This is a genomic window from Methylomonas sp. MS20 (assembly GCF_050275925.1).
GTDB lineage: Bacteria > Pseudomonadota > Gammaproteobacteria > Methylococcales > Methylomonadaceae > Methylomonas > Methylomonas koyamae_A.
The window spans coordinates 1,267,970-1,288,301 of record NZ_CP189962.1 but is presented as its reverse complement, the minus strand read 5'-3'; the positions used below and the strand labels follow the sequence as shown (position 1 = coordinate 1,288,301).

The window sequence follows — 20,332 nt, the reverse complement described above, 5'->3', positions numbered from 1 at the left end:
CAATCGTGCGCACCCGGATTTGTCAACGCCGCCAGAGCCGGCCCGGCAATCCAACGCCAGGCAGCCCAACCGATTAGCCAGAGGGAGTTAATGATGAATATTGAGTCCGTATATTTAAATCATCAAACGGAACTACAACAGCACTTGGCACGCATAGTCGATTGCCCGGAAATCGCCGCAGATTTGGTACAGGAATGTTTCATCATTTTTTCCAGGGAATCGCAAAAACAAGTCATCGAGCATCCGCGCGGCTTTTTATTCCGCACCGCCCGCAATCTGGCTTACGACCACATCAAGCACCGCAAGGTCACCGAAAAACACGTCTACAGCACCGAACCCACGCTGGACATCGCCGAAGAAACCCCCTCGGAAGAACACTTGGCGCTGGTCAACGAAAAGCTGGCGATTTTTTCTAGCATCGTCGACGAACTGCCCGAACGGGCCAAAACAGCATTCGTGCTGAACCGGGTATACGGCATGACCTACGCGGAAATCGCGGTCGAGTTGAACATTTCCGACAGCGCGGTCGAAAAACTGTTAGCCCGAGCGCTACTCCACTGCCGCAAACAGTTCAAAAATCGCCAAGCCGATTTAAGCAACGACTGAGGAACACAGCCCCTAAAGTCGTCTTCTCCACGGAATCACTCCGCCTCGATGGTCGAACAAACAGCTGCGCCAATTCGCCGCAGTTACCATCGACAGACGTAGAAGCAATAACCGTTGCCGGTAAAGAACCGAGCCGTTCTAATTAACAAAACTTTTCAGGCAATGGACTTTGCGAGACCGCCTAAAACCAACCGCCTTTTCAACAGAATCCGGAGGGCCCAATGAGCTGGGACGAAGAAGAAGACACCACCACCTACCAAGTCGTCGTCAATCACGAAGAACAATATTCTATCTGGCCCGACTACAAGGAAATCCCCAACGGCTGGCGCGCCGTCGGCCCCAAAGGCCCAAAGCAGGAATGTCTGGATTACATCAAGGAAGTTTGGACCGACATGCGGCCGCTAAGCCTGCGGCAACATATGCGGGAGGCGGGGTTGGAATAAAGAAAAAAGGGCATATGGAGGTGCCCTTTTTCTAAAAACGTCCACTTTTTTGCTTACCTTGTCCGCGCACCCACCTCTAAAAAGGCAGTTTACTGAGTAACTTAACGGCAATAATCGTCTCCGTTGTAAAGAAAAGTCGTTAATGGCTTGCATCATTACCACATCACTATCGATTGGATTTATGCGCATGGAATACCGCAAAAACATTGTCTGGCATCATTCCCAAGTATCACGATCACACCGGGAATCCTTGAACGGACATCGGTCGGTCATTTTGTGGTTTACGGGTTTGTCTGGGGCGGGCAAATCAACCATAGCCCATGCAGTGGAGGCGCAACTTCATCAACGAGGATGCAGTGCGTTTGTATTGGATGGTGATAACATCCGACACGGTCTTTCAAAAGATTTAGGTTTTGAAGACTCAGATAGAAAAGAAAACATTCGTCGAATTGCGGAAGTTGCCAAATTAATGCTCGACGCCGGAACCATAACCCTAACGGCTTTCATTTCGCCTTTCAGATTAGAAAGAGAGCTGGCCCGACGTACGGTAGCCGAAGGGGATTTTATAGAAATTTACTGCAACTGCGATTTGACGGTCTGTGAGCAACGAGATGTTAAAGGACTCTATCGAAAAGCAAGACTCGGCGAAATAGTGCACTTCACCGGTATTTCATCCCCCTACGAACCACCTGAAAACCCGGAGATAGTGATCGATACGGATCAGATGAGTATTGAGGAATGTTTAACCCATATCCTTAATCACTTGCATAAAGTGGGCATTATGTCTCCCAGCCTTACCTAGATCTTTAAAACGACCTGAACTCAGAAGCGGATCAACCGTTCCAGCACTCAAACCAAATATCGACAGAATACACCGTTAATTTGCAACACTTCCCGGATGAAAAATAATCAAGCGATCCGACCACAAACTCGGTAACTCTTCAAAAATCTGACTTTGCTGTTCCCCCGAAAATCCCAGATTAATCATCAACTCCTGAAGTGTAAGTAAACCATCAGCTTGTTGCAAAACATAGTACCAAACATCCGAAAGCGCGTAGCGCCGCGTAGTGTCATAATTCCAAGTTAGGAAATAACTAAATCCACGCTCGGTATGATTTAAATACTTATCTTCCCGATTTAAAATAGCCGCTTTCGGCAAAGTGACTATTAGTGTTGCCATTTGGTCGCTGCCCCAGTCTTTTTTGGTGACCAAATAGTCGCCAACGACGAGATAATCCAAACCTGATGTCAAATAACAGACAACAGCATCATCAATACTATCGACAATAGGTTCAGCGTTATTGTTGAACGAAGTATTCAACAAAATAGAAATACCAGTCTTACGGCCGAAGGCTTCTATCAACTCCCAATAACGCGGGTTATCATCTTTGTTAACCGTTTGCAATCGGGCGCTGCCATCAACATGGGTAATAGCCGGCAACTGTTCTCGCCACCCTGGTCTGACATTCAAGACAAAAGACATAAAAGGAAAGTCTTCCTGCTTACCCGGCACCTCAAAAAAATCGCGGACACGTTCAACCAACACTGATGGAGCAAATGGTCGATAACTTTCCCGCATCTTGATCATCGCATTAATGGTTTCCTTATGCGAAGCCACGCGCGGATCAGCAATAATGCTGCGATTGCCCAAAGCCCGTGGACCAAATTCTGAGCGGCCTTGCACCCAACCGATCACCGCGCCGTCGATAATCAAATCCGACACTTGTTCCGAGCGATCAAGCAATTTTTCGATCGTCACGAAATCCTGCCACGGCGCTAAGACCTCGGCTACTTCATCCTCGTGAATCGGCGTCCCCCAATAAGCATGAGTTACTTTTTTAAACGGTAAATCGGGCAGTAATTGATGCGCCACATAGGCCGCCGCGCCGTAAGCGCAACCGGAGTCGCCAGCAAACGACGGCACGAAAACTTCTTCGAACAAACCCGAATTTAAAATTTTGCCGTTCATACTGCTGTTCTGCCCGACGCCTCCGCTGATTGCCAAACGGGTATGGCCAGTCAAAACTTGATAATGGCGAAGCACATGGAAGACGATAGACTCTAACGCCTCCTGCAGGGCCGCCGCAAGATCCATATGCACTTGAGAAAAAGCTTCCCCGCGTTTCCTCGGCGTTAAGACCTCGTACAACTCCAAAATACGATCGGCATGAATGCGGTAATCGCCGTCCGCTAATAATTCGTAAAAACGGCTAAGTTTGTCCCGATAAACGGCGGAGTTGCCATAAGGCGCCAAGCCCATGACTTTGTATTCGTCAAAATCCTTGTAACCCAAAAAGGCAATCACTTTTAAATAAAAATGTCCCAACGAATCGGCAACCGATTTACTTTTTAAAACATTAAAATTCTTGCCGTTGGCATCGATAACCATCGAAGATACATCATCGCCTTCGCCGTCTATGGTTAAAATCAAAGCCTTATCGAAACCGGATAAATAATACGAACCTGCGGCATGGGCTAAATGGTGATTGACGAAATAAAACTTATCCCTAGCAATCAAGACGCCGAACTCTCTCTCGAAAATAAATTGATATAAATGTTTAATATCGCAGAAAACACTTAAATCAGGCACGTACAAACCAAACTCTTTGAGTTTTGAAGTTAAAAAACTTTCACTTGCATAAATAGCAATGGCATCCAAACTTTCCAGTGTTTTATGCGTAGACTTCAAACAAAAAAATGCCGACGACGAACATAATTTATTGGTATGTTTAATTCTGTTCAGCCGCTCCTCCTCAATGGAGTAAGCGACTACTCCGTTTCCTAACAAAAGAGACGAAGAATCATGACCCAAGCCTATATGAGGCAAGATAGAGCTATCCAATATCCTATCAATACCACCAGACATCCCCAAAATATACATGCCATCTCCAAAATCATAAAATAAAAAACCTAAAACCTCCTATACCATATAATTTTTTACCCGCCAAAAATCAACCTCCCAAACTCAAAAGCCAAACTGATATTTCCATCTCCGGCTATTTCTCCATTTTCGTAAGATTTTAGAACGGACGTTTCCTTCGACAATAATTTACAAAACACTACATATGAAGTGGAAACAACACAATCACTTGGACCATCGCCATTGAGAAAGCGAAGCTCTCCGGTATTCGCTTCAATCCTCCAGACTCGACCTTTTAACCCAGAAACAATTAACTTACATACCCCATGAATTGTAATTTTATTTTCTACTTTTTGAATACTAACAATCAGATTTTCAAATAAGCTGCCATAATCTACACTGTCATAACCAACACAGTCAGAGCTATAGCGATACAAATCTTCTAACACCGGATAACCCAATTTTTGATGCAAAGTATCAACCCTATTCACCAAAGCTTCGGGGATTGCCGTAAATGGTATTTGAACTCCATTTCCAACAGAATCTCTTCTGATTTCAGAGGAGAACTTGACTTTACTATCGCCAGGCCCTTGATCGTGCGACACTTTGAATATAGAATTCGACAACTCGCTATTCCAATCTTCACCCAAGAAAGCAAACAAACGATACAATTCATCCCGAGGATTATTGACCAAGAACTCATAATTAACCCTGATAGATTTATCGGGGTAATTCTCCTCGAAACGAATAAGCTTTTCTGTCTTTTCCAACCAATTTTCAATGACTGCAGCAACAAAGTTTGTAGGCTGTCTCTGAACATAGGGTGACAACTCATCCATAAACCCTAGGGGACTGGTCTTTATACATGAATAGACTACGTCCAAGCAGCTTCTATAGAGACATATGTACTGTGCTTCAGGAAAAAGTTTTTCGAGAAGCCCGGCATAATCGACATTATCTGTTGATTTCTCACACCAGCGTTTCCCTCCTTTTCCTTGCACATACTTATCCATCAATTGATGAATAATCGCTCTTGATTCGTGAATAGCGAATACATCCCTTTGCTCTTCAGTCTTAATATCAGGCAAACTTCCTATAGAATAATAAGAAGCCTTATACAATCCTGAGCATAATAAACCTAAGTTTAAATGTCCTGGGCTACAAATATTAGGATTGGTATCCAAAATATACCTCAGCATAGTAGAGCCTGACCTAACGCACGATAAAATAAAAATCGGCCTACCCGAAAAAGTAGTTGCCAGATTCGCACTATTATTTTTCATCCTAAATTCCATAGTTAAACGCCAAAACCCTTTCCACACATATGCTTCTTATGTCGTATTGGTGCGCATTCTTTGTGCCTTCCGCTTGCGTAACCACCACAAAACACCGCTGACATACAAAATGAATGGCAAAAAACCAACCATGCACCAAACAATGCGTCCAAGCTGACCAAACGCCTGCCCATCATGGAGAGGCCACAACAAATTGAAAAACGTTTCGCCGGCAGTAAAGCGGTTGGGGTCTTGCACGGCCAACACCTTGCCGCTGTATTGGTCTATCCAAACTTTGCTGCGCGGCCGTTTGCGGTTGGCTTCGCCGGCTTGTTTCTTGGCGACCATATAGACGCCGTCCGGGCCGTCAGGCGTATTGATCATGCGTAATTCCGCGCCAGGAAAGATACGGTCTGCAACAGCCACGGCCTGCATGACCGTCATCGGCGGTTGTGCATTTAGTCGAGTCGACTTCAATTCGGGCACTTGCAAATGCTCTTTAGCAACTGGCGAAAACAATGCCACAATGGGGCGAAAAACATTTTCATAACCGAAAGCAAATCCGGTAAAGGCCAGAATGAGCAAACACAAAGAGCCATAAAATCCGGCGGTTTTATGTACGTCATAATAAAATCGCTCCGAGCTGGCATGCGCTTTGATAGTCGATGCCTTCTTGAATTTACCGGTGCGCGGCCACCATAAATACAGGCCGCTCAAACAAGATAGAAACAATAGAGCCCCCAGCGAGCTAACCGTGTTAAAGCCGAGTTGGCCGGCCTCCTTGCCCAACGTCCCCAGCATTAAAGCGGCATGTATCTCGTAAAGCTTGCTGGGCAGGGTTCGCCCCCAGAAACTCTGCTCCGCGATGCGGCCAGTGTAGGGATCGACCAATACTTCCAGAGGCGCGAACATTTCGCTCCGGGTTTCTTCGGGATTGAGGTATTCGGCCAGCAAATAATCGGCTCCGTAGCCCGGCAACAACAAGGACCAACTACCTTGGCGCTGCGGATGTTCGGTTTGGACGATTTGCAGAAGATGATCCAGCGGTAAAGGCTGCTGATTCGATAAAGCCATGGGCTTAGCAAGATTCCATTCCCGCAACTCGTAATAAAACACATTGCAGGAACCGGTCAAACCCAGAATCACGAACAACAGACCGACGCTAAGCGCCAGCGCCAAATGCAGTTTAAGCCAGAATTTTCGAATATTGTTGCGATAGGTCTTCATACGCTTTTCGAAACTAATGTCTGAACTATAAAGCTCGGCACTATGGATTAAAATTAATATTCCAACTTTAATGATCCCATTACGGTAATAGGATTACCGGTAATAGTATTACTTGCCCCTTGTTGAGTCGCACCGGCATAATATTCTTTGTCGAGCACATTATTGATATTTAATTGCGTGGTTAGGCGAGTTTTACCGATCGGCTTAACATAAGCGGCCATCATGTCCATTCGCGCATACCCAGGCAACTCTAGATCAGTCCATGTTTTCCCCGCTCTCGAACCCACTAAAACTCCGCCGATACCTGCTTTAAATTCGGGAGTAAATTGATAGGTTCCCCATAAGCTTGCCTGATGCTCCGGCACATTTATTAGACGCTTCCCCAATGCCCCATCGGAATTTTCACCATTCTTGGTTATTCTGGCATCCGTATAGGCATAGGTTAAGATCAGATTTAAATCATCGGTGACACGCCCCTTAAGGTCGGCCTCAATTCCTTGGCTTCGAGCCTCTCCGGCTGTCACGGTGAAACCGGTATGAATAGGATCAGAAAGCTGGATATTCTGTTTTGTCAGATGATAGAAAGATACGGTGCTGCTTAGTCTCTGATCGAAGAACTCCGTTTTAAAACCAGCCTCGAATTGCTCGCCAATCTCAGGCTTAATGGATTGGTTCTCATAGACCATTCCGGTATTGGCACTACCAAGGGATTCGGTATAGTTACCGTAAACAGAAAGCCATGACATCGGCTGATACAAAATACCAACCCGCGGACTGAACTTTTGATTGTCGGTGCTTTTATAATTGGCGCTCGCCACATCATAGCTACCCGTAGCAAAATCGAAACCTCGTCCAAAAGTTGCCCAATCGTAGCGGCCGCCGCCCAAGATATGGAGCTTTTCAAACAAGGTAATATGATCTTGAAAATACACACCAAACCATTCTTCTTTCTCTCTCACCGCATAGTCGTAAGGCGAAGAATAAATAGCGGCCAAGTCAACGGTATTATAAGCCGGGTTGTAGATATCAACCGTTCCGCCGGTGTTGTTCCCGTTACAACACGCGAATCGGTTTTTATCGGCTTTTCGGGTTCTTCTCGAGAAATCGCCGCCGATTAACAATTCGTGTTTGGTATTGAACAACTCGACATTTCCAATTAAATCCAGGTTGGTTCCATAAGTATCATGATAGGCCACGCCAGTTATTGGAAATCGCCTTAACATTGTAGCGTTGAGCATATATTGAGGCTGAAGGTCGAAATAATTGATATCCCAATCCTCGTGCATAAACCGGTTCGTCACTTTCCATTGGTTATTAAATTTGTAAGACCAATCAAATGCCGTCAGCACGGAATTCATGGTGGGGCCTTTCGCCACATCGCCAAGGTAGGTATTAAATGCTACCGGCGCCGGACGATTACCAATCGTCGGTATTCCGTTGTCATTCACACGTTTATCGTGCTTGAACTCCAACTCGGCATTGGCCTCGAATCGGTCATTAGGCGTCCAACTCAGTTTGGGCGCGATAAATACCCGCTCGTCCCCCACGTATTTCTTGAACGAGCTTAAATCCTGGTAGGACGCGTCGAACCGATATTTCAGTGTCTTAGCGTCGTCGATGGGGCCGGTGGCCGCAGCCGTCGTACGATATTGGTCGTAGGAACCGAATTGTTGCTGCAGAGAGTAATAGGGTTTATCCAGAGCTTGTTTGGTGACGACGTTGACCATGCCGCCGGGTTGAATTTGCCCGTAAAGCACCGCTGCCGGGCCTTTAATAACCTCTACTTGCTCGATGTTCGCAGGATCGGAATAGTTGGTATAACGCCGCAACCCATTACGATAGGTGGAAAAATTGGTGCTGAATCCCCGGATATTAAAGTTTTCGTACAGATCGCCGTAATCCATGCTCCTTTGTACACCGCTGACATTTCTACTTAAAGCTTCGGTGATTTCGATATCTTGCTGGTCATCCATGATGGTGCGAGGCACAATCTGGATATTGACCGGCGTTTCCATCAATGCCATTTCCGTCTTACTGGCGGCACTGGAACTGGGAACCGCATAATCTTTGGTGTAAGGATCGGTCGCATCGTATCCCGGCCTAGCCCCTGTCACAGTCACCGCCGCCATCGTCGTCGCATCGTTCGCTTGCGCCACAGCCACCTTCTCCACGGTAATCGAATTCCCACCGGCCACCCGGTAATTCAGTCCGCTGCCTTTCAACAGTTGTTGCAACGCCTGCTCGACCGTGTAATTGCCCTTCAGGCCATTGGATTTCATATCGCTCGCCATCGCGGCCGGATAGCTGAGCTCTAAGTTGGCGGTTTCCGCCAATTTGTTCAGCGACGCGGACATGTCGCCGGCGGAGATATTGAACTTGTAAACCTCGCCGCTGCCGGCATTTTCCGCAATCGCCCCGCTCGAAGCCGCCATCGCGCACAACAGCGCAACCGCCTTCAAGGCATGCCGCGGCCTATTTCCCTTTTGTTGCCGGCTAGCCTTGAAATCGCAATGTTTTCCTGAATGACTCATGATTTGATCCGATGGTTAAAGAATGAATTACAAAGCGTCCACCCGAAGCCCAGGCTGTTGCATTCGCTTTACACTCGGAAGACGACTGCACACCCGGTTCTCCCCATCGTCATTCGCCGTTTTTTTCGATCTTGCCGGCGTCTATCCATCCGCTACGTACAAAATAGTCGCGGTAACGCGCCAGCAAGGTATCTTCAATGGGTTGGTAAGCCATGCCTCGCGCCGCAAGCCTGCGTTGCGTTGCCGAGCAGTCGTAGCCTGCGGCTTCGTCACTATCCGCTGCCCCGTCCGGCTCCGCCTCCTCGGCAAAGAGCGTCAGCAACGGCGCCAACGCAAAATCGGCTATCGTTTCCGCGGCGGCGAGCATTGCCGCCCGCCATTGCCGAGTCGATACCTTGCGCAACGGAAAACCGGCGGCAATAAACCAATCGAACCAGGCATTTGCGGTTGGCGGATAGGGATGATTCAAATGAAAAACGCCGCCGGCAACATCAGTTTCTTGCGCCAAGGCCACGATCGCCCCGCTGACGAAATCCACCGGCGCCATGTCCAAACGGCTGTCGACTTCCGGCGCCAGGCCCATCTGTATACAGCCCTTGAAGACGCGGCATAAAAAATCGTCGGTATTCCAGACGCCGTTACGGCTGTCGCCGGCAACCGTCGCCGGCCGGTAGACGGCTACCTGAAAGCCTCGCAGGCTTGCCTTGCGCAATATGGCCTCCGCCACCCATTTGCTTTGCGCGTAACCGCCGACCAATGCGTCGCTAAGTCGCGGTTCGTCTGTTTCCGTAAAACCTTGCGGATTCGAGGGATTGCCGGCGAATACCGACAAGGTAGAAACGTAATGAATCGCTTTCGGCCGCTCCGTCGCCGCCAAACGCAAGACTTCGACGCTGCCGGACACGTTGGCGGCCTTCAAGGCCCGGTAGGGCTGAACGAAATTGACCAATGCACCGTTGTGGAAGATCGCATCGACGCCGGCGGCGATTTCTCGGTAACGATCTTCGCTAAGCCCCAGGCATTCGGACGCCAAATCCCCACACACAGGAATCACTCGCCGCCAATCAATGCGCTCGAGTAAGTCATAACGTGCCAATTGCTTTTCCAGTCGGCTAAAGGCCTGCGCTTCGTCGGCGGCGCGGATCAGGCAATAAACATGGGCCTGGGTTTGTTCCAATAAATCGGCCAACAAAAATGCGCCGAGAAATCCGGTCGCTCCGGTCAGCAGCAGAGCGCGAGATTGCCCAAGCTCGGCCGGTTTGGCCGGCAAGGGCAGAATATCGCTACCCAGCCCGGCTTCGACCTGCAGATCGAGACTTTCTTCGTCGGCCTCGCCGCTTAACCAGCCGGCTTGCTCCGCTACGGTCGGTTTTTCTAACACGGCTTTGACCGGAAATGGCAGTCGCAACCGATTTTGAACGGCAAAGGCCAACTGCGTCGCCAACAACGAATGCCCACCCAGTTCGAAAAAGTCGTCTTCGACGCCGACTTTTTCCACGCCCAACACTTCCCGCCAAATTTCGGCCAACAGGGTTTCGGTTTCTGTGCGCGGCGCGACGTATGGCTTTCTCAATTGTTCGCCGATGTCCGGGGCCGGCAGTTTTTTCCTGTCCAATTTGCCGTTGGCAGAAAGCGGCATCTCGTCCAACACCACGAAGGCACTGGGCACCATGTAGTCCGGCAAAGTTTGTTTGAGTTGAACTTTCAATTCATCGATGACCAAGGTTCCAAGCTGGTCTTCCACCAAATAGGCCACCAGTCGTTTGTCGCCCGGTTGATCTTCCCTCGCCAGCACCGCGGCTTCCTTGACGTCCGGGTGTTGCAGCAACCGAGCCTCGATCTCGCCCAGCTCTATCCTAAAACCGCGAATTTTGACTTGGTGATCGATGCGGCCCAAAAACTCGATCGCGCCGTCGGCCCGGTAACGGGCCAAGTCGCCGGTTTTGTACAAGCGGCCGCCGCCGGCTTGGAACGGATCGGGAATGAAGCGTTCGGCGCTCAAGGCGGGACGGTTCAGATAACCCCGCACGATGCCGGCGCCGCCGATATATAACTCGCCGGCCACACCGACCGGCGCCGGATTTAGGTAGCTGTCGAGGATATAGAGACGGACGTTGCCGATAGGCCGGCCTATGGCCAGCGGCCGGTCGAGGTCGTCCAAACTCGCTTGATAGACGCTGCTCCACACCGTGGCTTCGGTCGGGCCGTATTCGTTGTAGAGTTTGACGGCCGGCAGAGCGGCGAAATGACGCTTGACCACCTCGGTCGCGCAGGCTTCGCCGGCAACGATGGCAGCCTTCAGGCTGTCCAATTTTTCGGACGCTTGCTCTAATAACAAAGTATACAGCGACGGCAAGGCCAACAGATGCGAAACCCCATGGCGTTCAATCAAGTCCGCCAAGGCGACCGGGTCTTTGCCCGCTTCGTCCTTCGGCAGGCACAGACAGCCGCCCTGCCCCAGCGTCCAGAAGATGCCGGCCACCGAGCTGTCGAAGGCGAACGACGACAGCAACAGATAGGCCCGAACCGGATCGGCATAATAAGCAAACCGCGCTTGGGTCGAATGCAGCGCATTGCCGTGCGCCACCGCCACACCTTTGGGCTGGCCGGTCGAGCCCGAGGTGTAGATGATGTAGGCCAAATCCAGCGGGTGGTTGCACGGTTCGGGGTTATGCTCAGGACATGGGGCGATGGCCGGCCAATCGCTGTCCAGACATAGCGTTTTTAATGCCCCCTCACCCCGGCCCTCTCCCGCTGGGAGAGGGCGAGGGCGCCGGCCGACGTCGTCCGTAGGGTACGCACCGCGTACCGGTCCGGCGCCAACACCGGGTTCAGCCAAGGCACGCGGTGCGTACCCTACGCCTCGATTATTCCCCGCCAACATCTCCGTCAAGCCTTGCCGAGTCAACAGCAGGCTAACGCCGGCGTCGTCCAGCATGTAACGCAGCCGTTCCTCGGGATAGTGAGGATCGAGCGGCACGTAAGCCCCGCCGGCCTTCAAAATGCCCAGCAGACCGATCACCATTTCCAACGAACGCTCGATGCAGATACCCACCAACACATCCGGGCCGACGCCCCGATCGATTAGAGCGTGCGCCAGCTGATTGGCTTTGACGTTCAGTTCGGCATAAGTCAGGCTGCTATCTTCGAAGCTCAATGCAACGGCATCCGGCGTTTTCTCGACTTGAGCCTCGAACAACTGGTGAATGCAACGGCCTTGCGGATACTCTACTTCGGTAGCGTTCCACTCTTGCAAAAGTTGCCGTTTTTCGCCATCGGTCAGCAACGGCAATTCAAAAATCCGTGTTTGCGGACACTCGAGCGCCGCTTGCAACAATATCAAGTAATGCCGCGCCAATCTTGCCATCGTCTCGGCGTCGAACAAATCGTTGTTGTATTCGAAGCTGCCGCCCAAGCGACCGTCCGGCCAGTCCTGGATGTGCAGGGTCAGATCGAACTTGGCGGTTCGACTGTCGTCTTCGAGCACGGCGACCTCCACATCAGGCAAACTCAAGGTCAGGTTGTCGCGGTTTTGCAGCACGAACATGACTTGGAACAACGGACTGCGGCTGGGATCGCGCGTAGGTTGCAAGGCTTCGACCAGCTTTTCGAACGGCAAATCCTGGTGGTTTTGCGCGTCCAATACCGTCGCCCTGATTTGCTCCAACAGCTCGGCAAAGGGCGGATTGGCCGATAAGTCGCTACGCAACACCAGGGTGTTGACGAAGAAACCGATCAAATCTTCGATTTCCTGGCGGTTACGGTTGGCGAACGGGGTGCCGACGCAGAGGTCGGTCTGGCCGCTATGGCGGCTCAACAAGAGTTTGAATACCGAGAGCAAGAGCATGAACAAGCTAACGTTGTATCGATTGCTCACGGCTCTGGCTTGCAAAGCCAATGCCGGCGGGATTTCGAAACCGAAATGAGCGCCCCGGTAAGTCTTCAGCGCCGGCCTTGGCCGGTCGGTTGGCAGCTCCAAGACACCGGACGCGCCTTGCAAGCGCTCGCGCCAGTAGCCTATTTGCCTATCCAATTCCTCGCCGCTCAGCCAATGGCGTTGCCAGCAGGCGAAATCGGCGTATTGGATCGGCAATTCGGCCAGCGGCGAGGCTTGATGCCGCGCAAAAGCCCGGTACAGCGCGGCAAACTCTTTGACCAAGACCGCCGAAGACCAACCGTCCGAGACGATGTGATGCACGGTCAGCATCAGGATGGCGTCCTGGCTGTCGCCGCTGTCGTCCAGCATCAGCAAGCCGGCCCGAATCAACGGCCCCCGGCGCAAATCGAAAGGCTTGGCGGCTTCGTCGCGGCACAGCGCCTGCCAAACGCAGGGCCGGTCGGTAGAGGTCAAATCCACACTGTCGATCTCGAGTGTCAAACTCGGCAATATTTTTTGCACCGGCTCGCCGTCCTCGCCCGTCTCGAATATCGTCCGCAATACTTCGTGGCGACGAACGATCTCGCTAAAACTTTGCCTCAAGGCGGCAAGATCCAAACGGCCGGACAAACGCAACGCCACCGGAATGTTGTAGAGCGGACTGTCAGGTTCCAGTTGATCCAGAAACCATAGCCTTTGCTGGGCGAAGGACAATGGGATGGGCGCCGAACGCATGGCCGCCGCGATGGTAAATTTGTCCTCATTCATTGCGACGCCCGGATGAGCGCGTTTTTCGTCGTCGATTATTTCCGCCAACGTAGCGACGTTGCCGGCCTCGAACACGCTGCGCAGCGGCAAATCGATCGAAAAGCATTTAGCCACCCGCGACGCCAGCTGGGTCGCCAACAACGAATGCCCGCCCAATTCAAAGAAATCGTCTTCGACCCCGACTTTTTCCACGCCCAACACTTCCCGCCAAATTTCGGCCAACAGGGTTTCGGTTTCGGTGCGCGGCGCGACGTATGGCTTTTTCAATTGTTCGCCGATGTCCGGGGCCGGCAGTTTTTTCCTGTCCAATTTGCCGTTGGCAGAAAGCGGCATCTCGTCCAACACCACGAAGGCACTGGGCACCATGTAGTTCGGCAAAGCTTGTTTGAGTTGGACTTTCAATTCGTCGATGACCAAGGCGCCATGCTGATCTTCCACCAGATAAGCCACCAAGCGTTTGTCGCCGGGTTGCTCTTCGCGCGCCACGACCACCACCTCTTTGACCGCCGGCTGTTTCAGCAGCTCGGCTTCGATTTCTCCGAGTTCTATCCTGAAACCGCGAATCTTTACCTGGTGATCGATGCGCCCCAAAAACTCGATCGCCCCGTCGGCCCGGTAGCGAGCCAAGTCGCCGGTTTTGTACAAGCGGCCGCCGCCGGCTTGGAACGGATCGGGGATAAAACGTTCGGCCGTCAGCTCGGGGCGGTTCAGATAGCCGCGCACGATGCCGGCGCCGCCGATGTAAAGTTCGCCGGCGACGCCAACCGGCAGCGGATTGAGTGATTTGCCCAGAATATACAGGCGGACGTTGGCGACCGGCCTACCGATCGCCAACGTCCGATCGAGGTCGTCCGAACCGGCTTGGTAAACGCTGCTCCACACTGTGCCCTCGGTCGGGCCGTATTCGTTGTAGAGTTTGACGACCGGCAAAATAGCGAAATGACGCTTAACGACTTCGGTGGCGCAGGCTTCGCCGGCGACGATGGCGGCCTTCAGGCTCTTCAATTTTTCGGACGCTTGCTCTAATAACAAAGTATACAGCGACGGCAAGGCCAACAGATGCGAAACCCGCTGGCGTTCGATCAAAGCGGCCAAAGCCGCAGGGTCTTTACCCGCCTCCTCGCTCGGCAAACACAAACAACCGCCCTGCCCCAGCGTCCAGAAGATGCCGGCCACCGAGCTGTCGAAGGCGAACGACGACAGCAACAGATAGGCCCGAACCGGATCGGCATAATAAGCAAACCGCGCTTGGGTCGAATGCAGCGCATTGCCGTGCGCCACCGCCACACCTTTGGGCTGGCCGGTCGAGCCCGAGGTGTAGATGATGTAGGCCAAGTCCTGCGACCGGTTGCGAACGGCGGGATTGTGTGCCGGGTAAAACGCCGCCTGCAGCCAATCGGCGTCCAAATAAAAACTGCGTTGCCGATCGAAATCCGTTAACTCCGCCAAACCGGAACGGGTCAACAGCAGGCTGACGCCGGCGTCGTCCAGCATGTAACGCAGCCGTTCTTCGGGATAGTGAGGATCGATCGGCACGTAAGCCCCGCCTGCCTTCAAGACGCCCAGCAGGCCGATCACCATCTCCAACGAGCGCTCGATGCAGATACCCACCAGCACGTCCGGGCCGACGCCGTGCTCGATCAAATAATGCGCTAGTCGATTGGCTTTAGCGTTCAGTTCGGCGTAAGTCAGACTGTTGTCTTCGAAGCTCAAGGCAACGGCGTTCGGCGTCCTTTCGACTTGAGCTTCGAATAAGGCCTGTAAGCAAGACGACTCAGGGTAGTCGACTTCGGTCGCGTTCCAATCGAACAATAATCGCCGCTTCTCGGCTGCGGATAACATGGCGATTTCGGCAACCGCTTTATCGGGATCGTGGCGTAAAGCATCGTCCAAACCCTCGGCAACGGTTCTCATATAGTCGGCGATACGCAAAGGATCGATTCCCGGCGCCGCTTGCACGGTCAATGCGAAATCATCGCCGAAATCGTCGACCGCCAGCGTCAACGGATAATTGCTGCGCTCCTCGCTGAACAAGACCCGCGCCCCCTCCCAGGCCATCAAGGCCTTATCGTCCGCCTCGACGATGGCCGCATGCCGATAATTGATCAAGGTCGTAAACAGCGGCGTGCCGGACGGCACGGCGCTACAGCGTTGCGCCGTCGCCAACGAGGCTTGTTCGTGAGCCAATAAGCTATTCAAGCGCCGATGCGTCAACGCAACCACCTCGCGGCAAGCGTGCCGCCCTAACGGCACGCGGATCGGCAAGGTATTGATGAACATTCCCACCGCACGCTCGGCGCCGGCACCGCCGTGCAAACGCCCCGACAAAACCGTACCGAACACTACGTCGTCGCGGCCGCTGCAACGCCCCATCACCACCGCCCAAGCGGCATGCAGCAAACCGGCCGGACTAACGCTGCAACTGCGCGCCGTATCGCGTATCCGCCGCGATAATTCCGTGTCCAAGCGCAAGGTCGCTTCTTCGACTTTACCGCCGTCGCCTTGCACGTTCAATAAACCGAACGGCGCAGTAGTCTCATAAACGTCGCTCAGTTGCTCTCGAAAATAAGCCTCGTGTTCGGCCTGCGAAGTGCGGCGCATCCTGGCGATAAAATTGCGATACGGCAAAGGCGCCCGCAACTCGTCGCCGCGCCCGGCCAGCAACAAGCGAATTTCCGACAACACCAACTGTAAGGTATAGTTGTCGTCGATCAAGTGATGATTCAGTAACACCAAACGCCAACCCAAACCGTCCTGCTCGGCGGCGATGTAAACCTGCAATAAAGGCGCTTGTTGCAAATTCATCCGGCACTGTCTGGGGTCCGTTGTCGCCGACAAACGGGCTTCTGCGTCGCCGCCGTATAAGTCGTGTACCGGCAATTTCGCCCGGCGCTGCACGACCTGCACCGGCTGCCGCAAGCCTTGCCAATGCATAGCGCTGCGTAAAATATCGTGCCGCTCTATCACGGTTTGCAAGGCCGCGAGAAAATGATCCAAATAGCGCCGATTTTCGAAGACGATTTGGGTCCGCGTAACGTAAGGATCGCCTTGGCTTTCCAGCAAATGATGAAACAAGATACCTTCCTGTAACGGCGCCAAGGGATAAATATCTTGAATATTGGCGGCACCGCCGTCGACGTTTGCGACGATGGCATCGATTTCTTCCTGGCTTAATTCGACCAGGGTCAGCATTTGCGGCGTAATCGATACATCTCGGCCGTTACGCAAGGCAGTCAGCAAACCCTGCTTATGTAGTTTCAACCGCGCCAGCAAGTCTTCGTCCATCGCCCCCTGCGGGGCCCGTATCACCAGTTCGCCTTCTTCTTCCAATAAGGCGATATTCCGGGATTTCAGCAGCGAAAAAACAGCGTTCAAACTCATAGCCGGAATTCCTCCGTCGGCGTATTAGCGGATAATGAAAAAGCATCGGAAATAAGATTCGGCGGTATCCAGTCGGTCGCCTCATCCTCGGCGATCGCTGCCGCCAGATCCGCCAATAGCGGCCGGGCGAATACCTCGCGGGCCGGCAAATTCCAACCTCGTTGCCGCAGGCGCTCGACTAGCGTTAAGGCCAACAAGGAATGGCCGCCTAATTCGAAAAAATGATCGTTACGGCCAACACGCTCGAGTTCCAACAAGTCTTGCCAAATTTCGGCCAACGCCGCTTCCGCCTCGCCTTGCGGCGCTTGGTATTCCCGGCCTAATACAGTCTCCGTGTCCGGTGCCGGTAAAGCGCTTCTATCGAGCTTGCCATTGGCGTTCAACGGCAAGGAAGGCAACAGTACGAAGGCCGCCGGCAACATGTAATCGGGCAAATCGGCCGCCAACTGCTGGCGCAATTCGCCAAGCGATAATTCGCCGCCGGAACGGCTGGTCAAATAAGCCACCAAACGCTTGTCGCCTAAACGATCGCCACGGGCTACCACGACCGCCTCGCCGACGCCGTCACAGGCTGCCAAACGGCTTTCGATCTCCCCTAATTCGATGCGAAAACCGCGCAACTTGACTTGAAAATCGTTGCGGCCTAGATAATCGATGCCGCCGTCGGCGCGCCAGCGCCCCAAATCGCCGGTCTTATAAAGCCGCGCCCCTTCCGCAAACGGATCGGGTAGAAAACGCTCGGCGCTCAAGGCCGGCTTGCGGCAATAACCGCGACCGACCGCAATGCCGCCGATATAAATTTCGCCGATAACCCCCAACGGCACAGGCTGCAACGCGGAATCGAGAATGTATAACCGAGTATTGGCAATCGGCCGGCCGATAGGCGGCGTAGCGCCATCGTCTTGTTGGCACAGCCAGGCCGTCACGTCGACCGCCGCCTCGGTCGGCCCGTACAGATTATGTAAGGCCACGTTCGGCAAGGCTTCGTGAAACCTTGCTGTCAAAGCCGCCGGTAAGGCTTCGCCGCTGCATAGCACTTGCCGCAAGGAACGGCATTTTGCCGCATCCAAACCGGGCAAAAAGGCCTGCAGCATAGACGGCACGAAATGCAAGGTCGTCACGCCGGCCACTTCGATCAAGTCCTGCAAATAGTCGGGCTCTTGATGGCCTTTGGGGCGAGCCAGCACCAGTTCGGCGCCCGCCAATAACGGCAGAAAAAACTCCCAAACCGACACGTCGAAGCTGAAGGGCGTTTTCTGCATCACCTTATCGCCAGCCGTCAGCTGATATTGGTCTTGCGCCCACAACAAACGGTTAACTACCGCGTCGTGCTGGTTCATCGCTCCTTTGGGCTGGCCAGTCGAACCGGAGGTATAAATAACGTAAGCAAGATTGACCGGCGCCAAGCCCATGGCCGCCGCATCGGGATTGACATCGGAACGTAAAGCGATCGCGGCCTCGGTATCGGCGTCGTCGAGCAACAGCGTCCTAACGCCGGCAAGCGCCGGCTCCGGCCAAGCTCCGCATAAACTTTGCCGGCCAATCAGCAATCTTGGCTCGCAATCGGCCAGCATAAATCGCAGCCGTTCGGCCGGATAATCGGGATCTAGCGGCACGTAAGCCCCGCCGGCTTTCAGGATAGCCAACAACGCGACCACCATTTCCAGCGAACGCTCCAGACAAACGCCGACCAGGACTTCCGGCCCCACGCCTCGCCCGATCAGCTCGTGAGCCAAGCGATTGGCTTTGGCATTCAACTCGGCATAACTCAGGCAATCGGCCTCGAAACGTAAGGCTGCGGCGTTGGGGGTCTTGGCCGATTGAGACTCGATCAAGGCATGAACCAATCGCGGCCGGCTTCGATAATCGCGCTCCGTGGTGTTAAATTCCTCGACGATCCTGCGGTACTGTTCGGCCGGCAAAGCCGTCAATTGCCATAAGGATTGCTTCGGCTCGGCCGCCGCTTGTTCCAGCAAAACCCGTAAATGCCCGGCCATCCGCTCTATCGTTTCGGCGGCGAATAAGTCTTTGGCGTACTCGAAACTGCAGGCTAAACGCCCCTCGCCTTCGTCGACGAACAAGGTCAAATCGAACTGGGCGGCGCCGTTGTTTAACGTCAAAGGTGAAACATTCAGACTCCCCATCCGAAAATCCGCCACCGGCACGTTCTGCACCGCCAGCATCACTTGAAACAAGGGCGCATGGCCGGGGTTGCGGGGCGGATTCAGGGCATCCAATAACTGTCCAAAAGCTAATTCTTGGTGATTTTGATCCTGTAAGGCTTGTTCGCGAAGCTGAGCCAACCAGTCGGCGAAAGAGATTTCGCCTTCGACCCGGCAACGCAACACCAAAGTATTGACGAAAAAACCGATCAAACTGGCAACCTGGCTACGATTGCGGCCGGCCACCGGATAGCCGATGCAAAAATCCCGGCTGCCGGAATAGCGGTGCAACAGCGCCGAAAACGCCGCCGCCATGACCATGAACAATGTGGCCTTGTGTTGCCCGGCCAATTGCTTGACTTGCCGGCTCAAATCCTCGCTTAATTCGAAGCGATAAACTTCGCCGCTGTAACTAGGCTGCGGCGGCCGCGGACGGTCCAAGGGCAATTCCAGCAGCGGCGGCGCGCCGGCCAACTTGGCCGTCCAATATTCCAATTGGCTTTGCCGTTGCGCGTCGCGGCCGCGTTGCCAAACGCAATAATCGGCGTATTGAATCGCCAGTTCCGGTAAAGGCGACGGCCGGCCTTCGGCGAAGGCTTGGTAAAGGGTCGCGACTTCTTGCATCAACACCGCGACCGACCAACGATCGGACACCATATGGTGTAAGACCAGCAACAAAATATGCCGCTCGCCGCCCAAGTCAACCCATGCTCCCCGAAGCGGCGGCTGCAGGTCTAGCCGGAACGGACGGCGAATGAAGTCTTGCGCCCGCGTCTCGAAAGCCGGCATTTTTTCGTTTTCCGCCAACGCCGACAAATCCCAATCTTCCAGCGGCAATTGCGCTTCGGTTTCGACTTGCTGGCCGGGCCCCCCTTCCAACGCCAAAAAACGACTGCGCAAAATTTCGTGGCGCCGGACCACTTCGCTCAAGGCTTGCGCCAACAGCTCGCCGCGTAAAGCGCCATCAAGCCGCACAGCTCCGGCAACGTTATAAATCGGATTGTCCGGCTCCAATTGCGACATAATCCATAGGCGCTCTTGCGAATAGGATAAAGGCGCCGTTTCACCAGCTGCGCGCTTCGTTATCGAGTCAGCCGTGGTATTCTGCCCGAGGCGGGCAATCAAACGCGAGCGATCAGTTGTTACGGAAACAGGGTTAGCGGTTGAGATAGTCATGTCGTGTCGAATCCTTAAGTTGATAAA

General features: G+C 53.1%; 9 protein-coding genes. 3 read left to right on the top strand and 6 right to left on the bottom strand.

What is annotated here, in order from left to right:
- Positions 1-93 precede the first annotated feature (93 nt).
- The 3 genes from ACQE3D_RS05635 (at position 94) to cysC (ending at position 1,851) form a co-directional block, all read left to right on the top strand.
- Positions 94-606 (top strand): RNA polymerase sigma factor, encoded by a 513-nt coding sequence (locus ACQE3D_RS05635; protein ID WP_313728763.1) that lies wholly within the window; start codon positions 94-96, stop codon positions 604-606.
- A 221-nt stretch (positions 607-827) separates the two neighbouring features.
- Positions 828-1,049 (top strand): MbtH family protein, encoded by a 222-nt coding sequence (locus tag ACQE3D_RS05630; protein ID WP_064025298.1) that lies wholly within the window; start codon positions 828-830, stop codon positions 1,047-1,049.
- Positions 1,050-1,236: 187 nt separating this feature from the next.
- The gene (gene cysC / locus ACQE3D_RS05625) at positions 1,237-1,851 is read left to right on the top strand and encodes an adenylyl-sulfate kinase (protein ID WP_313728764.1); all 615 of its coding nucleotides are present in this window, start codon (positions 1,237-1,239) and stop codon (positions 1,849-1,851) included.
- Positions 1,852-1,926: 75 nt separating this feature from the next.
- Here the strand turns inward: cysC and ACQE3D_RS05620 are convergent, their stop codons facing one another.
- The 6 genes from ACQE3D_RS05620 to ACQE3D_RS05595 form a co-directional block, all read right to left on the bottom strand.
- Positions 1,927-3,930, bottom strand: a complete 2,004-nt coding sequence (locus ACQE3D_RS05620) for a carbamoyltransferase family protein (protein ID WP_313728765.1) — start codon at positions 3,928-3,930, stop codon at positions 1,927-1,929.
- 56 nt (positions 3,931-3,986) lie between these two features.
- Positions 3,987-5,192 carry a sulfotransferase gene (locus ACQE3D_RS05615; RefSeq protein WP_313728766.1) on the bottom strand — a complete coding sequence of 402 codons (1,206 nt, stop codon included), beginning with the start codon at positions 5,190-5,192 and terminating at the stop codon, positions 3,987-3,989.
- Positions 5,193-5,240: 48 nt separating this feature from the next.
- Positions 5,241-6,410 carry a PepSY-associated TM helix domain-containing protein gene (locus ACQE3D_RS05610; RefSeq protein ID WP_313728767.1) on the bottom strand — a complete coding sequence of 390 codons (1,170 nt, stop codon included), beginning with the start codon at positions 6,408-6,410 and terminating at the stop codon, positions 5,241-5,243.
- A gap of 53 nt (positions 6,411-6,463) precedes the next feature.
- A complete protein-coding gene (locus ACQE3D_RS05605) occupies positions 6,464-8,941 on the bottom strand; it encodes a TonB-dependent siderophore receptor (RefSeq protein ID WP_313728768.1) in 2,478 nt (825 codons plus the stop codon).
- A 109-nt stretch (positions 8,942-9,050) separates the two neighbouring features.
- On the bottom strand, positions 9,051-16,967 hold the full coding sequence (locus ACQE3D_RS05600) for a non-ribosomal peptide synthetase (RefSeq protein ID WP_313728769.1): 7,917 nt from the start codon (positions 16,965-16,967) through the stop codon (positions 9,051-9,053).
- Positions 16,964-20,305, bottom strand: a complete 3,342-nt coding sequence (locus ACQE3D_RS05595) for an amino acid adenylation domain-containing protein (protein ID WP_427501299.1) — start codon at positions 20,303-20,305, stop codon at positions 16,964-16,966. Before ACQE3D_RS05595 ends, ACQE3D_RS05600 begins: the two co-directional genes overlap by 4 nt.
- Positions 20,306-20,332 lie beyond the last annotated feature (27 nt).

Excerpts from the sequence above, each read along its gene's own strand:
- ACQE3D_RS05635 (WP_313728763.1), top strand. The coding sequence starts at position 94 with ATGAATATTGAGTCCGTATATTTAAATCATCAAACGGAACTACAACAG.
- ACQE3D_RS05630 (WP_064025298.1), top strand. The coding sequence starts at position 828 with ATGAGCTGGGACGAAGAAGAAGACACCACCACCTACCAAGTCGTCGTC.
- cysC (WP_313728764.1), top strand. The coding sequence starts at position 1,237 with ATGGAATACCGCAAAAACATTGTCTGGCATCATTCCCAAGTATCACGA.
- ACQE3D_RS05620 (WP_313728765.1), bottom strand. The coding sequence starts at position 3,930 with ATGTATATTTTGGGGATGTCTGGTGGTATTGATAGGATATTGGATAGC.
- ACQE3D_RS05615 (WP_313728766.1), bottom strand. The coding sequence starts at position 5,192 with ATGAAAAATAATAGTGCGAATCTGGCAACTACTTTTTCGGGTAGGCCG.
- ACQE3D_RS05610 (WP_313728767.1), bottom strand. The coding sequence starts at position 6,410 with ATGAAGACCTATCGCAACAATATTCGAAAATTCTGGCTTAAACTGCAT.
- ACQE3D_RS05605 (WP_313728768.1), bottom strand. The coding sequence starts at position 8,941 with ATGAGTCATTCAGGAAAACATTGCGATTTCAAGGCTAGCCGGCAACAA.
- ACQE3D_RS05600 (WP_313728769.1), bottom strand. The coding sequence starts at position 16,967 with ATGAGTTTGAACGCTGTTTTTTCGCTGCTGAAATCCCGGAATATCGCC.
- ACQE3D_RS05595 (WP_427501299.1), bottom strand. The coding sequence starts at position 20,305 with ATGACTATCTCAACCGCTAACCCTGTTTCCGTAACAACTGATCGCTCG.